The sequence below is a fragment of the Pseudomonas cavernae genome, from assembly GCF_003595175.1.
Taxonomy (GTDB): domain Bacteria; phylum Pseudomonadota; class Gammaproteobacteria; order Pseudomonadales; family Pseudomonadaceae; genus Aquipseudomonas; species Aquipseudomonas cavernae.
On record NZ_CP032419.1, the window covers coordinates 1,796,753 to 1,815,100 of the forward strand.

Consider the following 18,348-nt stretch of genomic DNA (forward strand, 5'->3'; position numbering starts at 1 on the left):
TATTGGAAGGGCATCTATTGGCAGACCCCAGCCTTTCGGCTCCTGAGCCAACTCCACGGGAGTGGTCCGGCTGGCAGCGCTTTTACCTAAGGTAGCGGGCAGATGGTCGCCCTGTGGGGCGGGCCTGTTCCACCCGTCTCCAGAGGATTCCACCATGATCCCCCGCACCTTGTTTGACCACGAACATGAAGAGTTCCGCAGTACCGTCCGCCGCTTCCTGGCCGACGAGTGCATGCCCTTCCACGAGCAGTGGGAAGAGGACCGCCGCGTCCCGCGCGAAATATGGAGGAAAGCCGGCGAACTGGGCATGCTCAACGCCACCACGCCGGAAGCCTATGGCGGCTTGGGCCTCAACCATCTGTTCACGATGATCACGGTGGAGGAGATAGCCTTCGCCAATGTCACCGGCCTGAACGGCTTTGGCATTCAGGACATCTGTGCCGGCTACATTGCCAACTTCGGTACCGAAGAGCAGAAGCTGCAATGGCTGCCGAAAATGGCGAGTGGTGAGGTGATTGCTGCCTTGGCGATGACCGAGCCGAACACCGGTTCCGATCTGCAGGCGATTAAAACCCGGGCCGTGCTGAATGGTGATGAATATGTCATCAACGGCGCCAAGACCTTCATCTCCAATGGCACCAACTGTGACCTCATTGTGCTGGTGGCGAAGACTGGCAACAGCGGCAAGGGCTCCCAGGATATTTCGCTAATCCTGGTCGAGGCGGATAACGCAGGTGTGAGCAAATCGAAACCGTTGCGCAAAGTCGGTCTGCATGCCCAGGACACCACCATGCTGTTCTTCGAGAACGTGCGTGTCCCCGTGTGCAACGTGCTCGGCGGCGAGCCTGGGAAGGGCTTCTACCAGATGATGAAAGAGCTGGCGTGGGAGCGACTGTCCATTGCCATCGCCAGCATCTCAGGTGCCCAGGCGGTGCTCGACCATACAGTCGACTACACCCAAGGCCGCACCGTATTCGGCAAGCCGATCATCGAGTTCCAGAATTCGCGCTTCAAGCTCGCCGATCTGAAAACCGAGATCACCATCGGCCAGACCTATGTCGACCGCTGCATGGAGCTCTGCCTGGAGCACAAACTGACCACCGAAGCCGCGGCCGCGGCCAAGATGTGGTGCTCGGACCTGTACTCCAAGGTGGTCGATGCCTGCCTGCAGCTGCATGGCGGCAACGGCTATATGCTCGAGTACCCGGTGGCGCGCCATTACATCGACAGCCGCATCACCCGCATCTACGGCGGCGCCAACGACATCATGCGCGAGCTGATCGCCCGCACCCTGTGATCTGTCGGGGCCGTTCGGCCCCGGCGACGAAGGAGGGCGATGGTGGGGCTGGTCTCCACCTCGCCCAGACTCCGCAGGCGGGGCACGCCATTGCCCCGTCCCACCCTAACATCAATGCCTTCACGTCCCAGCCGTTAGCATTGGTCCAGACGGCGAAGCCACGACGCAGGGAATGACTGCTCCGGGAGGCCGGCAGCGGTAGCAGGCGGCGCAATAGCGGAATCAGGCTGTTCGGGTGCAGCGGCGCATCGCTCACGCGTCCCCAGCGGTCGATCCCACGAAACACGGGCCCCTGCTTCAGTCCGGCCGCTTCCACTCAGTCCCAGGTAGCTGTCAACGGGCATAACTGCGACAACGCCGGCACCTTGTAGGTGGTGCCCAAAGCGTGGCGATCGCCCTTGCTGCGTGGCAAGAAGTAAGTCATACCTTCGCCCGGCACAAGGCGCAGACGCTCGACCTGCACACTGATCAGCTAGCCGCGCCAGAAGCCCAGCAGGATCAGTGCACGATCGCTGCGATGGCGCAGTTCGTCCGCGCGATCGCCGCGCTCCCGAGCAGCCGCAATCGCCGAGCCGAGCCAGTCGTCGACCTGCGCCAGTCGGCTCAGTTGCAATGGCTCGGCCTGGTTCTCGACCGAGGGGTGCACGGTCTGGATGCCCTTGAGCACCTTGCGCCCCAGCCTTCGTGCCCCTCATCGCCTCGGTCAGCCGGGCGTCACCGCCGGCGGCGCCCAGGTCTGGTCGATGACCGGCTGCTTCGGGCCATAGGTCCGCAGCACCATATGGAAAGCCCCCTGATGCGGCGACGGCAGCCAGTTCGCGCGTGCAACCGGATCGCTTGGAGCATCGGGCTGGATATGGACGGTGAAGCTGCCATCGGTGTCCTTGGCCAGCCCTGAGGTGCGGTCGCCGACGGAGTAGCGCATGACGTCGTTGGCGACGAAGTTGTTGTCGGGACCGTACATCGTCATCGACCAGAATTCGTTGACCGGTGGCATGTCGTCGGCCTTGAATCGCATGGTGTAGCGACGTCCGCCTACCAGTGGCTGGCCCTTGATATCGGTGAATGCCGGCAGGTAAACCGCTTCGGTGGCATCGTTGGAGATGATGCCGCCCAGGCACTGGCCGGCGGCGCGGACGATGAAATCGCCGTGCAACCCGGCCCTGCCGAAGCTCTTGGGAGGGTACATCCAGCCATTCACCAGCTTGGATTTGTAGGCGCCGGTCATGAGCATCTCGTTGAGCATCGGGCGCGCCGTCGCCGCCGCGCGCGCCAAGCCGCGTCTGGTTGGTTCGGGCAGCTGGTCGATGCTGTCGGCACTGAAATCCGGGCCGATGCCAATCTCGCGGAACAGCTGCACCAGGTCGGGGTCGCGGTCCTTCGGCAGCGGGTTCTCGGCCCAGGCGGTGTTGATCGTCTTCCAGTCGCCCAGCGGGTCTTGCTTCGTATCGTACGGTTTGAACACGTCGCGCCCTTGCGGAACCTTCGGGTTGCGCTGGCCCCACAGCTCCAGCGGGATCATGCGGTACTGGTCCTGCAGCTTGTTGACCACCAGCGCGTCCTTGGCATCGTTCACCAGCGTGCGGCCGAACACCAGCGCGAAGCGCGTCGGCGACTGGAACGAATCCTTGATGCCCGACGGAAGCTTGCCGTTCCAACCCGGCGGCAGGATCGCGTAGGCGCCTGCCGCACTGCCCGTGCTGCGTTTGCCGACATAGGCGAAGTTGTCCGAGTACATGTCGGCGATCTCGAAAGTGAAATAACGATCGCCCATGTCCGGATGCGACAGCACCACCGGCCCTTGGCGCAGGTCCAGCCAGCCCCAGGAATACAGCGTGTCCTGGTTGGGCGAGCCACCGGAGGTGTAGTTGATGTGGTTGGACAGCACCTTCTTGTGATGGAAGTGGTTCAGCGAGGCATAGAAACTGGAGTCGGGCACGTTGGTCCAGTCGTAACGCAGCTGGCTCAGGTACACCAGCGGGAACGCATAGACATAGGCCTGCGTGCCGAGCGTGTAGGCGTATTCCTCGCGCCAGTCGTTTCCTGCGGCGGTAGCAGAGGCGGCATGGCCTTCGCCCGATGCCGCCGGCGTCGCCGCTGTGGGTGCAGCACCGGCTTGCGCCATGACCGCGCCGCCGTACAGTGCCACGGCCGCCGAGCTACCCAGGGTGATGAATTCGCGTCGTGTCGTGTCAGCCATCCCTAATCTCCTGTTCATTGATCCATCTGTCGTCACTGGACGCCCGGAATCCAGGCCACGCCCTCCGGGGCTGGCCCCTGCGCCGCCGTGACAGCTTCTGCCTGCGGCGCCTTGTTCGTGGAGGAAGCCGGCGACGACGGCGACGGTGTTGGCGAGCACGCCGACAGCACTGCGACGATCATCGCCGCCGGGAACCAATGCCCCGAATAAACGCACTTCTTTACCCGCAACTCCCTGTCGTTGTGCGGCCTCCGCCGCGAACATCGGATCGAATCCCGGCGGACTGCGTCGATGCTGCGCCCCGACGGTTCCGTGCCTCTACCGTCAGCGGAAAGACCGGCGGCTCATTTCGCCGCCTGGGCCCCGGCCGCGGGCTTCAGCTCGACTACCAGCTTGTTGATCGTGCCTGGGAACTTGAAGGGCGGCGTATAGGACAACTCGACCGGCGTACCCGAGTCCTCGCCGATGTCCTGGCCTTCGAAGGTCGAATACTTGAACGGCGTGGTCTTCTCAATGTGGCCCTCGCCGATCTTCTTGCCGTTGGCGTACAGCGTGAGCGTGCCGCCCTTGCCCATGCCGCCGCCGTCGTACTTGAAGTCCATCGCCAGGGTCACCGTGCCGGCCGGCACCGTTCCGGTCGAGACGATGCGGTAGTGGTCGAAGTCGATATGGTTGTGCGCGCCGACCAGCTTGCCCTGCTGCAGATAGAAGGCCCAGCCGGCCGTGAAGCCGCCCTGCGTGGAGATCATGCCGCTCGCGCCTTCCTGCGGGATTTCGACTTCCGCAGTGATCGTGAACGACTTGTTCTTCAGGTCCGGCGCCGCGCCTTCCGGCAGGGCGACAAGCGGCGTGTCGTAGACGAAAGACTTGCGGCCCGCGGCCAAGCTGGGCCGGCCGGTGATCTGGTCCGACATGCGCTCCGGTCCTCGCGGGTCGAGCGGCAACACGCTCAGGCGCGAGGCCTCCGCCCACCACAGATCCTGCAGCGCCTTCAGCTTGTCCGGGTGCTGTGCCGCGAGATCGTTTGCCTGGGTGAAATCCTTGTTGAGGTTGTAGAGCTCCCACTTGGTCTTGTCGATATCGAGCTTCGCGCGCTCGGCTTCCCACGGCACGAAGGACATCGACGAGGCCATCCAGCCGTTCTGGTAGATGCCGCGATTGACGAACATCTCGAACAACTGCTTGGTGCGGCGGCCGGGCGCTTTCGCATCCTCGAAGGTATAGAGCATGCTGATGCCGTCGAGCGGCTTCTGCGGTGTGCCATTGAGGGCGTCGGGCGCCTGAATGCCGGCGGTTTCGAGAATCGTCGGCATGACGTCGGAGATGTGGTGGAACTGGCTGCGCACGCCACCCTTGTCCTTGATCCGCGCCGGCCAGGAGATGATCACCGGGTTGCGCGTGCCGCCGAAGTGTGAGGCCACCTGCTTGGTCCACTGGAAGGGCGTGTCCATCGCGTGCGCCCAACCGGCGGGGAAGTGGTTGAAGTGCTTCGGCCCGCCCAGCTCGTCGATGACCGCGAGGTTCTGCTTCCAGTCTGGCAGCACGCCATTGAAGCCCGCTATCTCGTTCAGCGTGCCCCCTGGGCCACCCTCGGCCGAGGAACCGTTGTCGCCGACGATGTAGATGATGAGCGTGTTGTCGGCATCGGGGAGCTTCGCGACCGCATCGAGCACGCGCCCCATTTCATGGTCGACATGCGCGCCATAGCCGGCAAAGATTTCCATCATGCGCGCGTAGAGCCGCTTCTGATCCGCGTTGAGTGAATCCCAGGCTGGCAGGTCCTTCGGCCGCGCCGTGAGGGTGGCATTCGCGGGCACCACGCCCAGCTTCTTTTGCCGCGCGAGGGTCTCCTCGCGGTAGCTGTCCCAGCCTTCGTCGAACTTGCCTTTGAACTTGTCGATCCACTCTTTCGGCGCATGGTGCGGTGCATGCGTCGCGGCGGGTGCGACGTAGGCGAAGAACGGTCGTCCGGGGTCGATCGCCTTCACCTTGCCGATCCAGGCGATCGCCTTGTCGGCAATGTCGGTGGACAGGTGGTAGTTCGGGTCGCTCGAGCGCGGCACGCGGCTGTGGTTCTCGTACAGCACCGGCTCCCACTGGCTGGTGTCGCCGGCATTGAAACCGTAGAAATAGTCGAAGCCGAGTCCGGTCGCCCAGCGATCGAAGGGACCGACTTCGCTGGTCTCCCAGGTCGGCGTGTTGTGGTTCTTGCCGATCCACGCGGTGGCGTAGCCGTTCTGGCGGAGGATTTCCGCCACCGTGCCGGCGCTCTTCGGGATCATGCTGGTATAGCCGTCATACCCGGTCGCGAGTTCGGTGATGATCCCGGTGGCCGCCACGTGATTATCGCGCCCGGTGAGCAAGGCGGCGCGCGTCGGCGAGCAGAGCGCGGTCGTGTGGAAGCGGTTGAAACGCAGGCCCTGCGCGGCCAGTTTCTCCATGCTTGGGGACGGCACGCCGCCGCCGAAGACGCTGAACTGGCCGAACCCGACGTCGTCGAGCAGGACCAGCACGATGTTGGGCGCACCTTTGGGCGGACGCGTGATCTGCGGGAAGGTGGCGGCGTCGGAGTCCTGGAAAGTGCGCCCGACATTGCCTTTGAACTGGAAGTCCGGTGGCGGCAGCGAGACCGTGCCCGCGGCGGGCGCGGCGGGCGCGGCGGGCTGCGCGCTTGCGACCTGGACCAGAGCGACGAAGGAAAATGCGGCGGCAATCCCAGTGAGAACAGTTGGAAGGAGTTTTGCTGTGCTCATGAATTCTCCATTTCTGCGCAAGACCCGGACAGGGGCTCGAAAAAACAGAGTAGACCCTCCCGCTCGCCCAGGAGCGGTCGTCCGTGGCGTGGACAACGGTCGTCGAACGCCGCTCTTAGCGGATTCACTGTACGGCTGTACTTGGTCGTTTTCAGCCTTTAACGAACGACAGTTCGCGCGTGCTCATTAGGGCGGCGTATCAATGCCTGGCGATTACCCGAACGATTCATCGCTGTTGCAGGCACTCATAACGACAAAGGCCCGACCTTTTCAGGTCGGGCCTTTGTTCGCGCTGCCGGAGCAGTGGGGGTGGGTTAGCGAATTCCCGCGTTGCGCAAGGCGGCTGGTGTGTAGTCGTTCATCTTGGTCTGGCCACCGTATTGCGTGGCCTTCTTCGATTCGTTGACCATACCCAGCACGTTGTAGCGGCCTGCAATCAGGTCATAGATGCCGATCATCGTGTTCATTGGCGTCTGATGCTGATAGTCGTTCATGGCATAGCCTTCACCCACCCGCCACAGCTGGCCACGGCCGTCGTAGTGATCGACCTCGGCCAACTGCCAGGTGTCTTCGTCGAAGTACATGTCGCGCTTGGCGTAGATGTGCCGCTCACCGGACTTCAGGGTGGCGACCACGTGCCAGACGCGGTGCAGCTCGTAACGGGCCAGGTCCTGGTTGATGTGCCCGGGCTTGATGATCTCGTCGTACTTCAGCTTCGGCGAGGCCAGGCGGTAGTTGTTGTAGGGGATGTACAGCTCCTTCTTGCCGACCAGTTTCCAGTCGTAGCGATCCGGTGCGCCATTCATCAGGTCGGTGTTGTCGGCGGTGCGCATGCCGTCGGAGCCTGAGCCCGGGCCGTCGTAGGCGATCTGCGGAGCGCGGCGCACGCGACGTTGGCCGGCGTTGTAGACCCAGGCCAGGCGCGGCTCCTTGACCTGGTCGATGGTCTCGTGGACCAGGATCACGTTACCCGCCAGGCGCGAGGGAGCGGTGATGCGCTGCTTGTAGAGATACAGGAGGTTTTCGGCCTGGGATGGATCGATGCCGTCCATGAGCTGCGGATAGCTCAGCTCGTCCTCGTACTCGACGATGGTGTGGGAGCCGTTGGTCTGTGGAGCCGCCTGGGCTGCCTGGCGAATGGTGTTGCCGCCGCGGTAACGGTTGGTGTGGTTCCAGTACACCTCGACGCCGTTTTTCGGCAGCGGGAAGGGGATGTAGCGGGTGTCGGTAAAGTTGGCCAGGCCGTTGCCGCCATCGGTCAGCTCGGTGCTCACCGCACCCTTCTTCACGGCATCGTAGACGGCCTGCGGCATGCTGGCGGTGCGGTGACTCTGGTACACCGGGATCTTGTAGCTGTCCGCGTAGCGCTTGAACATCGCCAGCTGGCCGGGGGTCAGCTTGTCCTTGTGCTGCTCGGCGTTCGCCGCGGTGATGGTGAACAGCGGCTTCTCGCCGGCGAACGGATCGCCCAGGAAGCCGTTGGCATCCACCGGCGCGGCGCCGGACTTGAGGCCGCCGTCCCAGGCCTGGATGCTGTCATCGGCATTGCCTTCCTTCTGTGCGCCGAGCGGCGTCAGGGTGGTGCCCAACTTATCCGCTTCCTGCTGGGAAACGGCGGCCATCACGCTGGAGGCCAGCAGGCTCAGCGCCAGGACGCCGGTTTTCAAGAGAGTATTGGTTTTCATGCTGTGGTTTCTCCGCGTCAAAAGTTCACACCAAAACTGAGCGCGACGAAGTCGCGATCGGTGTTGGTGTTGAAGTCGCCGCCGAAAAAGTCCGTGTAGCTGAGGCTGGCGGTGTACGTGCTCTTGTAGTCGGCATCCAGGCCGACGCTGATTGCCTTGCTGCCTTCCTCGAAGTTCGGCCCGTAGCCTTCCACGTCATGCGACCAGGCCAGGTTCGGCGCCAGGTTGATGCCGGCGAAGACGTTCGAGTAGTCCAGTCGGGCGCGGGCGCGGTAGCCCCAGGAGTCGGTGGTGTAAAAACCGTCGTCGTTGCATTCCTGCTGCGGGTTGCTGGGCCGGGTTACGCCATTGGGCTGACCTGGCACCTGACCGGCAGACCCCAGGCATACCGCATTGTTGATGCCGGGGAACTGCCCCCCGCCAAAGCTCGGACTGCGTCCGAAGCGCAGGTCGGTACCGTCGCTCTTGCCCAGGCCGTTGATGCGGTTGTAGCCCGCCTCGCCGACCAGGGTCAGGCGGCTGGCGCCCCAGATCTGATCGATGAAATGGGTGGCGGTCAGCTGCGCCTGGAGCACCGGCATGCGCTCGTAGCCGGCGATGTTGGCGCCCGGAGCATTCAGCGCATGACCGGTGGTGATGACCGGCGACATGGCCACCCCTGCCACTTGCTGGTTCAGTGCCGCCAGGTTGAGGTCGGGGGTATTGATCTGCAGCGGCATGTTTGGCCGGTAGCTGACTTCGCCACCCAGCGAAGTGCCGCCGACGTTGGTCTGAAAGCTCACGCCGTAGAGGCGGATATCTTCGGGGTAGTCGATGAAATAACGTGCCCCGCGGATCCGCGCGATGGCGTTGAGGCTTGCGGCTGTCGTTGCTCCGGGGATAAAGGTGGCGACCGTGGTCCGCTTCAGGCTCAGGAACGGGCTGCGGCTGTGATAGTTCATCACATAGGCGCCGAACTCGGTGTCGTTGAGTTCCGGCACGAACCAGCGCAGGGCCACGCCATACTGCCCGCTATCACCCGGCTCGTTGTCTTCGAGGCGCGGGATATAGGCGTCCTGAGTGCCGGCGCGAATGCCGCCCGCCAAGGCAGCGTCACTGACTGCCGGATTGGCCGATTGCGAGACGCCAGGGGCCAGATCGAGACCGGTCACAACCAGACGGTCGTTGCAGCCCTTCGGCACGCCGTCGTTGCCGAAGAAGGTGCCGCAGTTATCAACGACGCTGTTGTCCCACTCCAGCTGGTAGAAGGCCTCGGCGTTGAGGTTGTCGGTCAGGCCCTGGGAGACATAGAGCATATTGACCGGGATCAGGCCTTCTTTGACCTCGGCGCCGGGGCGGCGCAGGGCGGCGACGTCGATCGGGTTGATCGAGTTGATGCTGTTGCCGATGAAGGTGCTCTCGCCCCAGCTCACCACCTGCTTGCCCAGGCGGACGTTGCCCGGCAGGTCGCCGAGGTTGTAGTTGTGGTAGACGAAGGCGTCGAGGAACTCGGCGCCGGAGGACTTGGCCAGGTCGTCGCGGCCGCTGTCGTCGATGTCGTAGAACAGGCGGTGCTCGTCCTTGAGTTCGAAGTCGTACCAGTACTTGCCGCGCACGAAGGCGCCGGAGTCGCCGTACTTCAGTTCGAGGTCATGCACGCCCTTGAAGATCTTCGAGAAGGTCTCGCCTTTCTTGAAGTTCAGGCGGTTGTCGTCGACGGTCCGGGCGGAGGAGTTGCCACGCACCCCTTGCGAGTTGAAGTTGGAGATGAAGTCCGGATCGCCGCCACGCACCGCCCAGCTGGCGCCCACGGACAGCGATGAGTCGAATTGCCCCTCGATTTCCCCGATATTGAAGCTAACGGCGTGAGCCTGTGCACTCACGCCCAAGGCGACGGCTGCAGCCAGCAGGTGCGGCTGGAAGATTCCGCGCTTTGTTGTTGTTGTCATGCGGCGCTCCAAGTTTTGGATCAGATAGAGCGGCCATCCTATGCAGCTGCTGGAAAAGCCTGAATTGTCCGATCAGGCATTTCGCGAGTTACCCAAAAGCTCTATTTCGACCACTGTCGCTGCCCGCTTTTCAGGGGTTCCGCATGTCGTTGGCGGGTGCCGGCGGCAACGGTGTTGCCGAAGGTAACAATCCTCCGCAGGCGCTCGGCACGCGGGTGTCGGCAGCTTTATGGCGTGCAAATACCTCGAATGACGGATGGGGTGAGTGCGGTCGCGCGCGAATAATTGCTCGCACTTGTTCCAGGCCGGCCCCTTGTCCGTGGCCGAGAGGGTTTCATGACACAGTGCCTTTCGACGGCGATCCAGATTTCTCACGATGCGGATAGCGACCTGCCGAGGCAGCCCTTCGCCTACCTGTCTCGGGAGCGGCTGATCGGCGAACTGCTCGCGCGTCCTCAGCGCCTGCGCTTGCTTTGCGCGCCGGCCGGCTACGGCAAGACGCTGCTGCTCAACGCCTGTCTGCGTCGGCCGACCAGCGGGGTTCGTCATGTCTGGCTCGATCTCGCCGGGCGGTCTTTGACGCTGGAGCAATTCTGCGCCCTGCTGGTGGCGCGATTGGGCGACGAGGCCGCTCATTGCCAGGATGCCCGAGCCTTGCTGGAGTACCTGGCGCGGGGGAGAGAAATCTGGCTGGTCCTGGATGATTTTTCGGCTGAAAGCTGTAGCGAGCTCGATGACTGGCTCGATCAGCTGCTGCGCTCGGCGGCGCCGGTTCAGCTATGGGTCAGCTGTCGCCAGCGACCGGCCTGGCGGCTGGGGCGCTTGCTGGCGGAGGGCGAGCTGCTCGAGCTGGACGCTGCGCAGTTGGCGTTCAGTCGCGACGAGTTCGAGGCGGTGGTCGAGCTGCTCGAACCCGGTATCGCCCCGGCCTCGCGCACGAGGCTCTGGCGCCAGACCCGCGGCTGGTGCGCAGGCGTTCGTCTGTTGCTGAGCGCTCCGGCTGGCCACGAGCGTGCCGGCACCGCGTGGGTCCGCGCTTACCTCGGCGACGAAGTGCTGGCGCGCCTGCCAGCGGACGAATGCCAGTTGCTGATCAGAATGGCCTACTTGCCCCGGGTCTCGGCAGGGTTCTGCGCCCAACTCTGGCCTGAGCTGGACGCGGGCGATCTTTTCCTGCGCCTGTTGCAGACGCAGTCGTTCTTCCTGCCGCTCGAGGGTACTGGTGCGCAGTGGTATTGCATGCTGCCGGCGGTCGCCATGGCCCTACGCCAGGAGCTCGGAACGGCCGAGCTGAATCGCCTGCGACTCGATGCCTGCCGCCTGCTCTACGCCAATGGTTTTATCGACGAGGCCATCGAGCTGACATTGCATGCCGGTCAGGTGGACATGGCGGCCTGCTACATGGAGCGCCTGACGCTGGACTGGTTGTTTGTTGCGCGGAACCTGCATACCTGGCTGGATTGGCGCTCGTATCTGCCGCTGCAGCTGCTGGAGAGTACGCCGCACCTGATCTACATGAATGCCCGGGCGCTGCTGAGCACCTGGCGCCTGGATGAGGCGCAGGCGTGTATCGCGCGGCTGGCCGGTAAATATCCGCAGCCCAGGGCGCAGGTCAACGTGCGCATGATGGCCAACTGGCAAGCACTGCAAGGAACCCTCCAGGGGCTGCACGGTAACGCCGCGGGAGCCCGCGAGCATTGCGCGTCGGCTTTGCAGTACCTTGAAGTGCGCGACTGGCAGTCGTCCTTCCTCTGCTATTCGACGCTTTCCCGCGTGGCGATGGCCGAAGGCGAGCCCGGGCAGGCCCAGCGCTGGCAGCAGGCGTCGCTGAGGCTGGCCCGACGCCAGGGTTGTCTCGCCAGTGAGGTATTGATCAATGCCGACCGGATTCGCCAGCTGATTCTCGGCGACGAACTGGAGCTGGCCGGGTTGATGCTCGGTGAGTGCTTCGACCTGATCACCGCCGACAGCACCCATCACGGCCTGCTGCTGGGGCGGATGCAGATGCTGGAAGGTGAGCTGTATTTGCTGCGTGGTGATCTGGAGGCCTGCGAAAGAGCGTTGCAGGCGGGGCTGGAAAATGCCCTGGCGAGTGCCGATCCCTATGCGTTGCATGCGTGGGTGGGGCTGGCGGAAGTGGCGGCCTGCCGTGGCGATTTCGACCAGGCCCGCTTCCAGCTCTGCCGGGCGGAGCGGCATATGCAGTGCGCGCGGGTGGAGGACGGCTGCTATCAATTGCTGCTCGACTACCAGCAGCTGCGACTGCTGGCCCGCCAGGGCGCCTGGGAGCGCATGCTGGCGCTGGCCGCCGAGGCGGCGCTGCTGGGTGACTCCCCGCGCTTGCCGCCCTTGCATTCCCCCTCGCTGCCGCAGCGCCTCCAGCTGCTGCTGGCGTTGGCCGAGTGGGGAACCGGGCAGGGGCGCGCTGCGGCGAAGCGTCTGGGTGCGTTGCTGGCGGACTGCGAGCGGTTATGCTTCCGTGGCCTGATCGGCGAGGCCCGGGTGGCCCTGGCGCGGGTGGAGCAGGACCTGGGTGGAGAGCCCAGCGTCCACATCGGTCCTGCATCGCGCCCGTTGGGCAATACCAGTCTGCTGTATGGTCGCCGCCCTTCGGGTGGTGTCGCGCCGCTGGCGAACCGGCAGCAGGGCAGCGATGGGCTCATCACCTCGCGGGAGTTTTCCGTATTGGAGTTGGTGGCTCAAGGGCTATCCAATCAGGAAATCAGCGATCGGCTGTTCATATCGCTGAGCACGGTCAAGGCCCACACGGTGAGCATCAACCACAAGCTCGGCGTCAAGCGGCGGACCCAGGCGGTGATGCGTGCGAAGTCGATGGGCATGCTGGCCTGAGAACCTGTCTACGATCTGCTGCGCGTCGGTCAACCTGCGTTGAAAACGGCTTCGGAATGCTCATTTACAACTCGTAAACTCCGCTTCCTCAGCCGTTTCCGCCTTGTTTGACTCTAGCTCGCGAGATCGTAAACAGGCTCTGACAGTGGGCGGCCTCAGTCGAGCAGGCCGTAAGCCCGGGCGATGGCGAGGACTTCGGTACGGTTATTCGCCCCCAATTTCACGCTGATATTGCGCAAGTGGCTCTTCACCGTGTGTTCGGAGAGGCACATCTGCTCGGCGATGGCGCGGTTACGGTTGCCGGCCGCCAGCAGGCGGATCACGTCAATTTCGCGGGTGGTCAGCTGCAAATCGGCTTTGCCGGCCGTCTCCGTCCCGTACTGCGTTTCATAGCGGTGCAACAGATCGGCGATGAAGCTCGGCGAGATGTCCAGGCCGCTGCACAGGGCCTGGAAGGAAACCGCCCAGCGCCGCATCAGGGTTTCCAGCGCCGCTCCTTCGTCGAGGAAGGTACGGAGGAACCCCTCGTGGCTGGCCAGCTGCAAGGCCGTGGTCAGGGTATTAAGTGCATCCTTCTGCCGACCTGAACCAGCCTGTGCCAGCGCCAGCAGCAGGCGCAGCTTCAAGGCCCGGCGATGGTGCTGATGCCGTAGCGCGACCTCGATGGCCGGGCGCAGGGCGGCAACGGCCTCGCGATGCTGGCCGCGGGCGATCTGCAGGCGCTGGCGAGCGATGAAGGGGGTATCGATATCGCAGCTGTACGACGCCAGCTCCTGCCGCTCCCAGCCGCCGGACAGCTCAGCGGCGTGCAGGGCCTGGGCCGCGATATCCAGGCGGTTTTCCAGCGTGGCGACGCGGGTGCGTTCCAGCCAGGCGGCGCAGAGGATGCGTATGGAGCCGCTGCGCCGCCCCAGTTGTTCCAGCTCGGCCAGGTGGTGCAGCCAGGCATCGCGGTTGCCCTGCTGCAAGGCGATGCGTGCCGGTAGCACCAGGCGAGTGATCAGCGCGTCAGCTCCGGCGATATCCAGCGCGTCAGACGGAATGTCGGCGAGGAGGCGACCGGCCGCGACGAGCTCGTCGCTTTCGTAAAGCACCAGGGCCCGCATGATATCCAGTGCCAACTTGCCGGCCCCCCACCTGCTGCTCTGGCTGGGCGCTTGAACCTGGCGGGCAGCCTCCAGGCGCGCAGAAGCATCGCGCAGATGTCCCTGGATCAGCTCGAGCATGCTTTCGATGTAGGTCGCGATGCCGGCCAGCAGGGCCATGCCGCCCTGCGAGTCCTGGTGGACCATCAAGGTCAGCAGGCGGCGCGCTTCCTCGTAGCGACCGGCATGGACCAGGCAGTAGGCCAGTGGCGTGGCCACCATGCCGTACTGCAGGGCGTCCTGCGGCGATAGTCGCTCGATCTGGGTTAGGCCAACGGCCAGTGCGGCCTCCGGCTGGTCGGTGAGTGCCAGCAGGAGGCAGCGGATGGAATCGATTTCCAGGCCGGCCGGGTGGCGCTCGACGACCCGCATGGCGTCCTGATAGCGGCGGTCGAGCAGCAGCGTCCAGGCGTGGCTCAGCACTAGGCGAGGGTAGGCATCCAGAACATTCGCGGGAATGCGTTCGAGCCAGCGCAACAGCAGGCGCAGCCGGCCGGCATCGACCAGCGTGTCGAGCTGGCGGTCCAGCAGTTCCGCGCCAGCCGCCCAGTCTGTCGCCTGCAGGTGCTGCTCGATGGCTGCCAAGGGGCGCTCAGTCTTGAGATACCACTGCGCGGCACGTCTGTGCAGGTGTTCGGCCTGCCCGGGAAGCTGACGCTCCAGGGCGTGAGACAGGAACTCGCGGAACAGCCGGTGATAGCGGTACCAGTGACGCTGCGGGTCAGTTGGCTGGATGAACAGGTTGGCACGTTCGAGCTGTTCGATCAGCCCCTGGCTGTTGCGGCGTCCGAGGAGCTCGTCACAGAGCGGGGCGCAGAAGTCGTTGAGGATGCTGGTTTGCAGCAGGAAATTGCGGCGCTCCTCGCTCTGGCTCGCGAGGATGTCCTCGGCCAGGTAGTCGGCCAGCTCCATGCTGGAGCCGGAGAGCGAGCGGATGAAGGAGGCCCGGTCGCGGCGGCCCTGCAAGGACAGGGTGGCCAGGTAGAGGGCGGTGATCCAACCTTCGGTGCTGTGCTGCAAGCAAGCGATTTCGCTGTCGTCCAGCTCCAAGCCGCAGGTCTCGCGGAGGTAGGTGGCGGTCTCCTCGGGGGTGAAGCGTAACGCGGCGGTGCCAATCTCAAGCACCTGGCCCTGGGCACGCAGCCGACCCAGGCTGATGTCCGGAATGGTTCTGGAGGCGATCACCAGCGTGCCGCATGCGGGTAGCGCCTCGAGCAGACGCAGGACGAACCCCAGTGCCGCAGGGGTGTCGAGCGACTCGAAGTCGTCCAGCAGGATCGAGAATGGCTCATCTAGGCTGCTCAGGTGATTGAGCACCGCGGACTCGTCGCCGCTGGCTTGGCCGGGAGCCTGCAGACTGGCCTGCAGGTGGGCCGCCAGGCGACGCGGCTGGTTATCGGCCGGGTCCAGGTTCAGCCAGAGCACATGGCGTCCCCGCGATAGACAGCGTTCGCGGTAGAGCCGCAGCAGGGTGGTCTTGCCGAAGCCGGCAGAGGCGCTGACCAGGATGAGGCGCGCGGCATCGGCGTCATCCAGGCGCTGCAGCAAGGCCTGGCGGGGCAGGGGGCTGGTCACTGCCCTAGGCACGCTGAACTTGGCGGGATGAATAGGCAGCCCCGGCAGGCTGGCATCGGCATTTTCGGCGAGGTCCGACCATCCCTGGTGATCCGGTATCTCCGCGACAGTGGGAATCAGGCTCAGGCGCGCCAGCAGGTCTGGGCGGTTGGACATGGATCTCTCCGGCAGGCAGAAGTAGCCGCGCTGCAATGATGACGCCGGCCAGCCGACCGGTCGTTCCTTGTAGATGCTGCGTGCATATTGCCATGCCCACAAAGGGTGAGAAGCCCCGTCGTGCGTTCCCACTGGTGAAAAAGGGGTGAGTCTCGCTCGTTCGAGCGATTGTCCGTGCGGCGCCGCTGGCTAGCCTGTCGTTGCGCTGGCCGCTCGGGCCACCGCTGACATTCCACGATGAGAGAGGCAGGCGATGGCAGGACCACTGGCGGGCGTGAAGGTAGTTGAGATGAATGCGATAGGCCCGGCGCCGTTCGCAGTGATGTTGCTCGCCGACATGGGCGCCGAGGTGATCCGCATCGACCGGCAGGTCTCCGGCTTCCTCAACGGCGACGGCAGCGTGATCGGCCGTGGCCGGCGCAGCCTCGCCATCGACCCGAAGAAACCCGGCGCCAGCGAGGTGCTGCTCAAGCTGATCGACGGCGCCGACGTGCTGATCGAAGGTTTCCGCCCCGGCGTCATGGAGCGCCTGGGCCTGGGCCCCGACGTCTGCCTCGCGCGCAATCCGAAGCTGGTCTACGGCCGCATGACCGGCTGGGGCCAGACCGGCCCGCTGGCCCCCGTCGCCGGCCACGACCTCAACTACATCGCCCTGACCGGTGCACTGCATGGCATGGGTTATGCCGACCGCGCGCCGACCCCGCCGCTGCACCTGGCCGGCGACATGGGCGGCGGCGCCATGTTCCTGGTCACCGGCGTGCTCGCCGCCCTGTACGAGGCGCAGCGCTCCGGTCAGGGCCAGGTGGTGGACGCGGCGATCACCGACGGCACCGCGCTGCTCTCCACCATGTTCTACGAACTCAAGCAGCGCGGCGAATGGCGCGGCCGTGGCGAGAACCTGTTCGACGGCGGCGCGCACTTCTACGGCTGCTACACCTGCGCCGACGGCAAGTTCGTCTCCCTCGGCCCGGTGGAGCCGCAGTTCTACCAGTTGCTGTTGCAACTCTGCGAGATCGACGAGCCGGCCTTCCAGGCGCAGTGGGATCGCAAGGAGTGGCCGGCGCTGCGCGCAAGGCTCGAGCAGATTGTCCTCACCCGCAGCCGCGACCAGTGGTGCGCCTTGCTGGAGGGAACCGACGTGTGCTTCGCGCCGGTGCTGGATTTCGACGAGGCGCCGAATCACCCGCACAACCAGGCGCGCGGCACATTCATGGAAACCGACGGCGTGATCCACCCGGCGCCGGCGCCGCGCCTGAGCCGCACCCCGAGCGCCGCCGGCAAGTTGGTGCAGAGCGGCGAGCACAGCCTGGAGATCCTCCGCGAGCTGGGCCTGGACGCCGGGCAAATCGGCGCATTGCGCAGCGCGGGCGCCATCGCCTGAGGCGGCCGGGGTGGGGCCCCCACCCCCTGTCCACTCCCCAAGGGCGGGATACAGCCGGGGCGGGGTGCGCAACCATCGAATCATGAGCGCGCGGGTCGACAGGCGACCGCAGCCTTGTAGCTAACAGTGGAGAAGACGATGTCGCAGAAAACCTATGTTGCCGGTGTCGGCATGATTCAGTTCGCCAAACCTGGCGCCAGCAAGTCCTACATCGAAATGGGCGCCGAGGCCGTGCGCCTGGCGCTGAAGGATGCGGGCGTGGATTTCAAGCTGATCCAGCAGGCCTACGCCGGCTACGTCTATGGCGACTCCACCTGCGGCCAGTCGGCGCTGTACGAAGTCGGCATGACCGGCATCCCGGTGATCAACGTCAACAACAACTGTGCCAGTGGCTCGACCGCCCTGTTCCTGGCACGCCAGGCGGTGGAAAGTGGCGCGGTCGATTGCGCGCTGGCGTTTGGTTTCGAGCAGATGCAGCCGGGTGCACTGAAGAGCATCTGGGACGATCGCGAGCCCACCATGGGCAAATCCTACCGCGCCGCCACCGAAGTCTTCCCGGAAGGTGTCGGCATGCCGGGCGCGCTGATGCTCTTCGGCGGCGCTGGCAAGGAGCACATGGAGAAGTACGGCACCCAGATGAGCACCTTCGCCGCCATCCGCGCCAAGGCCAGCCGCCACGCGGCGAACAATCCGCTGGCGGTATTCAAGAAAGTCGTCACCACCGAAGACGTGATGGCCGATCAGGTGGTCTGGGAAGGCGTGATGACCCGCCTGATGGCCTGCCCGCCGACCTGCGGCGGTGCCGCGGCGATCATCGTCTCCGAGCGTTTCGCCAAGAAGCACGGCCTGCGCACCGACGTGGCCATCCTCGCCCAGGCGATGGCTTCCGACACCCCGGAAGCCTTCGAGCCGCCGTCGATGATCAGCGTGGTCGGCACCGGCATGACCCGCCTGGCCTCCCAGGAAGTTTATGAGAAAGCCGGCGTCGGTCCGGAAGATATCCGCGTCTGCGAACTGCACGACTGCTTCGCCCACAACGAGCTGCTGACCTACGAAGGTCTGGGTTTCTGCAAGGTTGGCGAAGGCGAGAAGTTCGTCCTCGACGGCAATAACACCTATGGCGGCCAGGTGGTGATCAACCCGTCCGGCGGCCTGCTCTCCAAGGGCCACCCGCTGGGCGCCACCGGCCTGGCGCAGTGCTACGAGCTGTCCCATCAGCTGCGTGGCAGCGCCGAAGCCCGCCAGGTCGAAGGTCTGCAGCATGCGCTGCAACACAACCTGGGCCTGGGCGGCGTTGGCGTCGTGACCCTCTACGGGCGCGGCTGACAGCGCAAGTACGCGCGCCCAGTGGGACGCGCGATTCCCCGGATAAACGACA

Annotated in this window: 9 protein-coding genes and 2 pseudogenes; 5 read left to right on the forward strand and 6 right to left on the reverse strand. The window is 64.8% G+C overall.

Features of this window, described 5'->3' with window-relative positions; genetic code table 11:
• Positions 1-154: 154 nt before the first annotated feature.
• Complete coding sequence (locus D3880_RS08370; RefSeq protein WP_119893012.1) at positions 155-1,297, forward strand: acyl-CoA dehydrogenase family protein; 1,143 nt, start codon at positions 155-157, stop codon at positions 1,295-1,297.
• A 472-nt stretch (positions 1,298-1,769) separates the two neighbouring features.
• Here D3880_RS08370 and D3880_RS22870 read toward each other — a convergent pair whose 3' ends face one another.
• From D3880_RS22870 to D3880_RS08395, 5 genes are all read right to left on the reverse strand, one after another.
• A complete protein-coding gene (locus tag D3880_RS22870) occupies positions 1,770-1,964 on the reverse strand; it encodes a hypothetical protein (RefSeq protein ID WP_177412163.1) in 195 nt (64 codons plus the stop codon).
• A 36-nt stretch (positions 1,965-2,000) separates the two neighbouring features.
• A complete protein-coding gene (locus tag D3880_RS08380) occupies positions 2,001-3,761 on the reverse strand; it encodes a DUF1254 domain-containing protein (RefSeq protein WP_162934963.1) in 1,761 nt (586 codons plus the stop codon).
• An 80-nt stretch (positions 3,762-3,841) separates the two neighbouring features.
• Positions 3,842-6,250, reverse strand: a complete 2,409-nt coding sequence (locus D3880_RS08385) for an arylsulfatase (protein WP_119893014.1) — start codon at positions 6,248-6,250, stop codon at positions 3,842-3,844.
• A gap of 314 nt (positions 6,251-6,564) precedes the next feature.
• Complete coding sequence (locus D3880_RS08390) at positions 6,565-7,935, reverse strand: DUF1329 domain-containing protein (RefSeq protein WP_119893015.1); 1,371 nt, start codon at positions 7,933-7,935, stop codon at positions 6,565-6,567.
• Between the two features lie 17 nt (positions 7,936-7,952).
• Positions 7,953-9,863 carry a DUF1302 domain-containing protein gene (locus D3880_RS08395; protein ID WP_119893016.1) on the reverse strand — a complete coding sequence of 637 codons (1,911 nt, stop codon included), beginning with the start codon at positions 9,861-9,863 and terminating at the stop codon, positions 7,953-7,955.
• Between the two features lie 1,098 nt (positions 9,864-10,961).
• Here D3880_RS08395 and D3880_RS23495 point away from each other — a divergent pair.
• Both D3880_RS23495 and D3880_RS23355 read left to right on the forward strand, forming a co-directional pair.
• Positions 10,962-12,200 (forward strand): annotated as a pseudogene (locus D3880_RS23495) (tetratricopeptide repeat protein); the annotation flags it as partial.
• Between the two features lie 333 nt (positions 12,201-12,533).
• Positions 12,534-12,713 (forward strand): annotated as a pseudogene (locus D3880_RS23355) (response regulator transcription factor); the annotation flags it as partial.
• Positions 12,714-12,868: 155 nt separating this feature from the next.
• Here the strand turns inward: D3880_RS23355 and D3880_RS08405 are convergent.
• Positions 12,869-15,589, reverse strand: a complete 2,721-nt coding sequence (locus D3880_RS08405) for a winged helix-turn-helix domain-containing protein (protein WP_119893018.1) — start codon at positions 15,587-15,589, stop codon at positions 12,869-12,871.
• Between the two features lie 253 nt (positions 15,590-15,842).
• Here D3880_RS08405 and D3880_RS08410 point away from each other — a divergent pair, with 253 nt between their 5' ends.
• Positions 15,843-16,970, forward strand: coding sequence for a CaiB/BaiF CoA transferase family protein (locus D3880_RS08410; RefSeq protein WP_119893019.1), 1,128 nt, complete (start codon positions 15,843-15,845; stop codon positions 16,968-16,970).
• 138 nt (positions 16,971-17,108) lie between these two features.
• Positions 17,109-18,296, forward strand: coding sequence for a lipid-transfer protein (locus tag D3880_RS08415; protein ID WP_119893020.1), 1,188 nt, complete (start codon positions 17,109-17,111; stop codon positions 18,294-18,296).
• Positions 18,297-18,348: the final 52 nt, after the last annotated feature.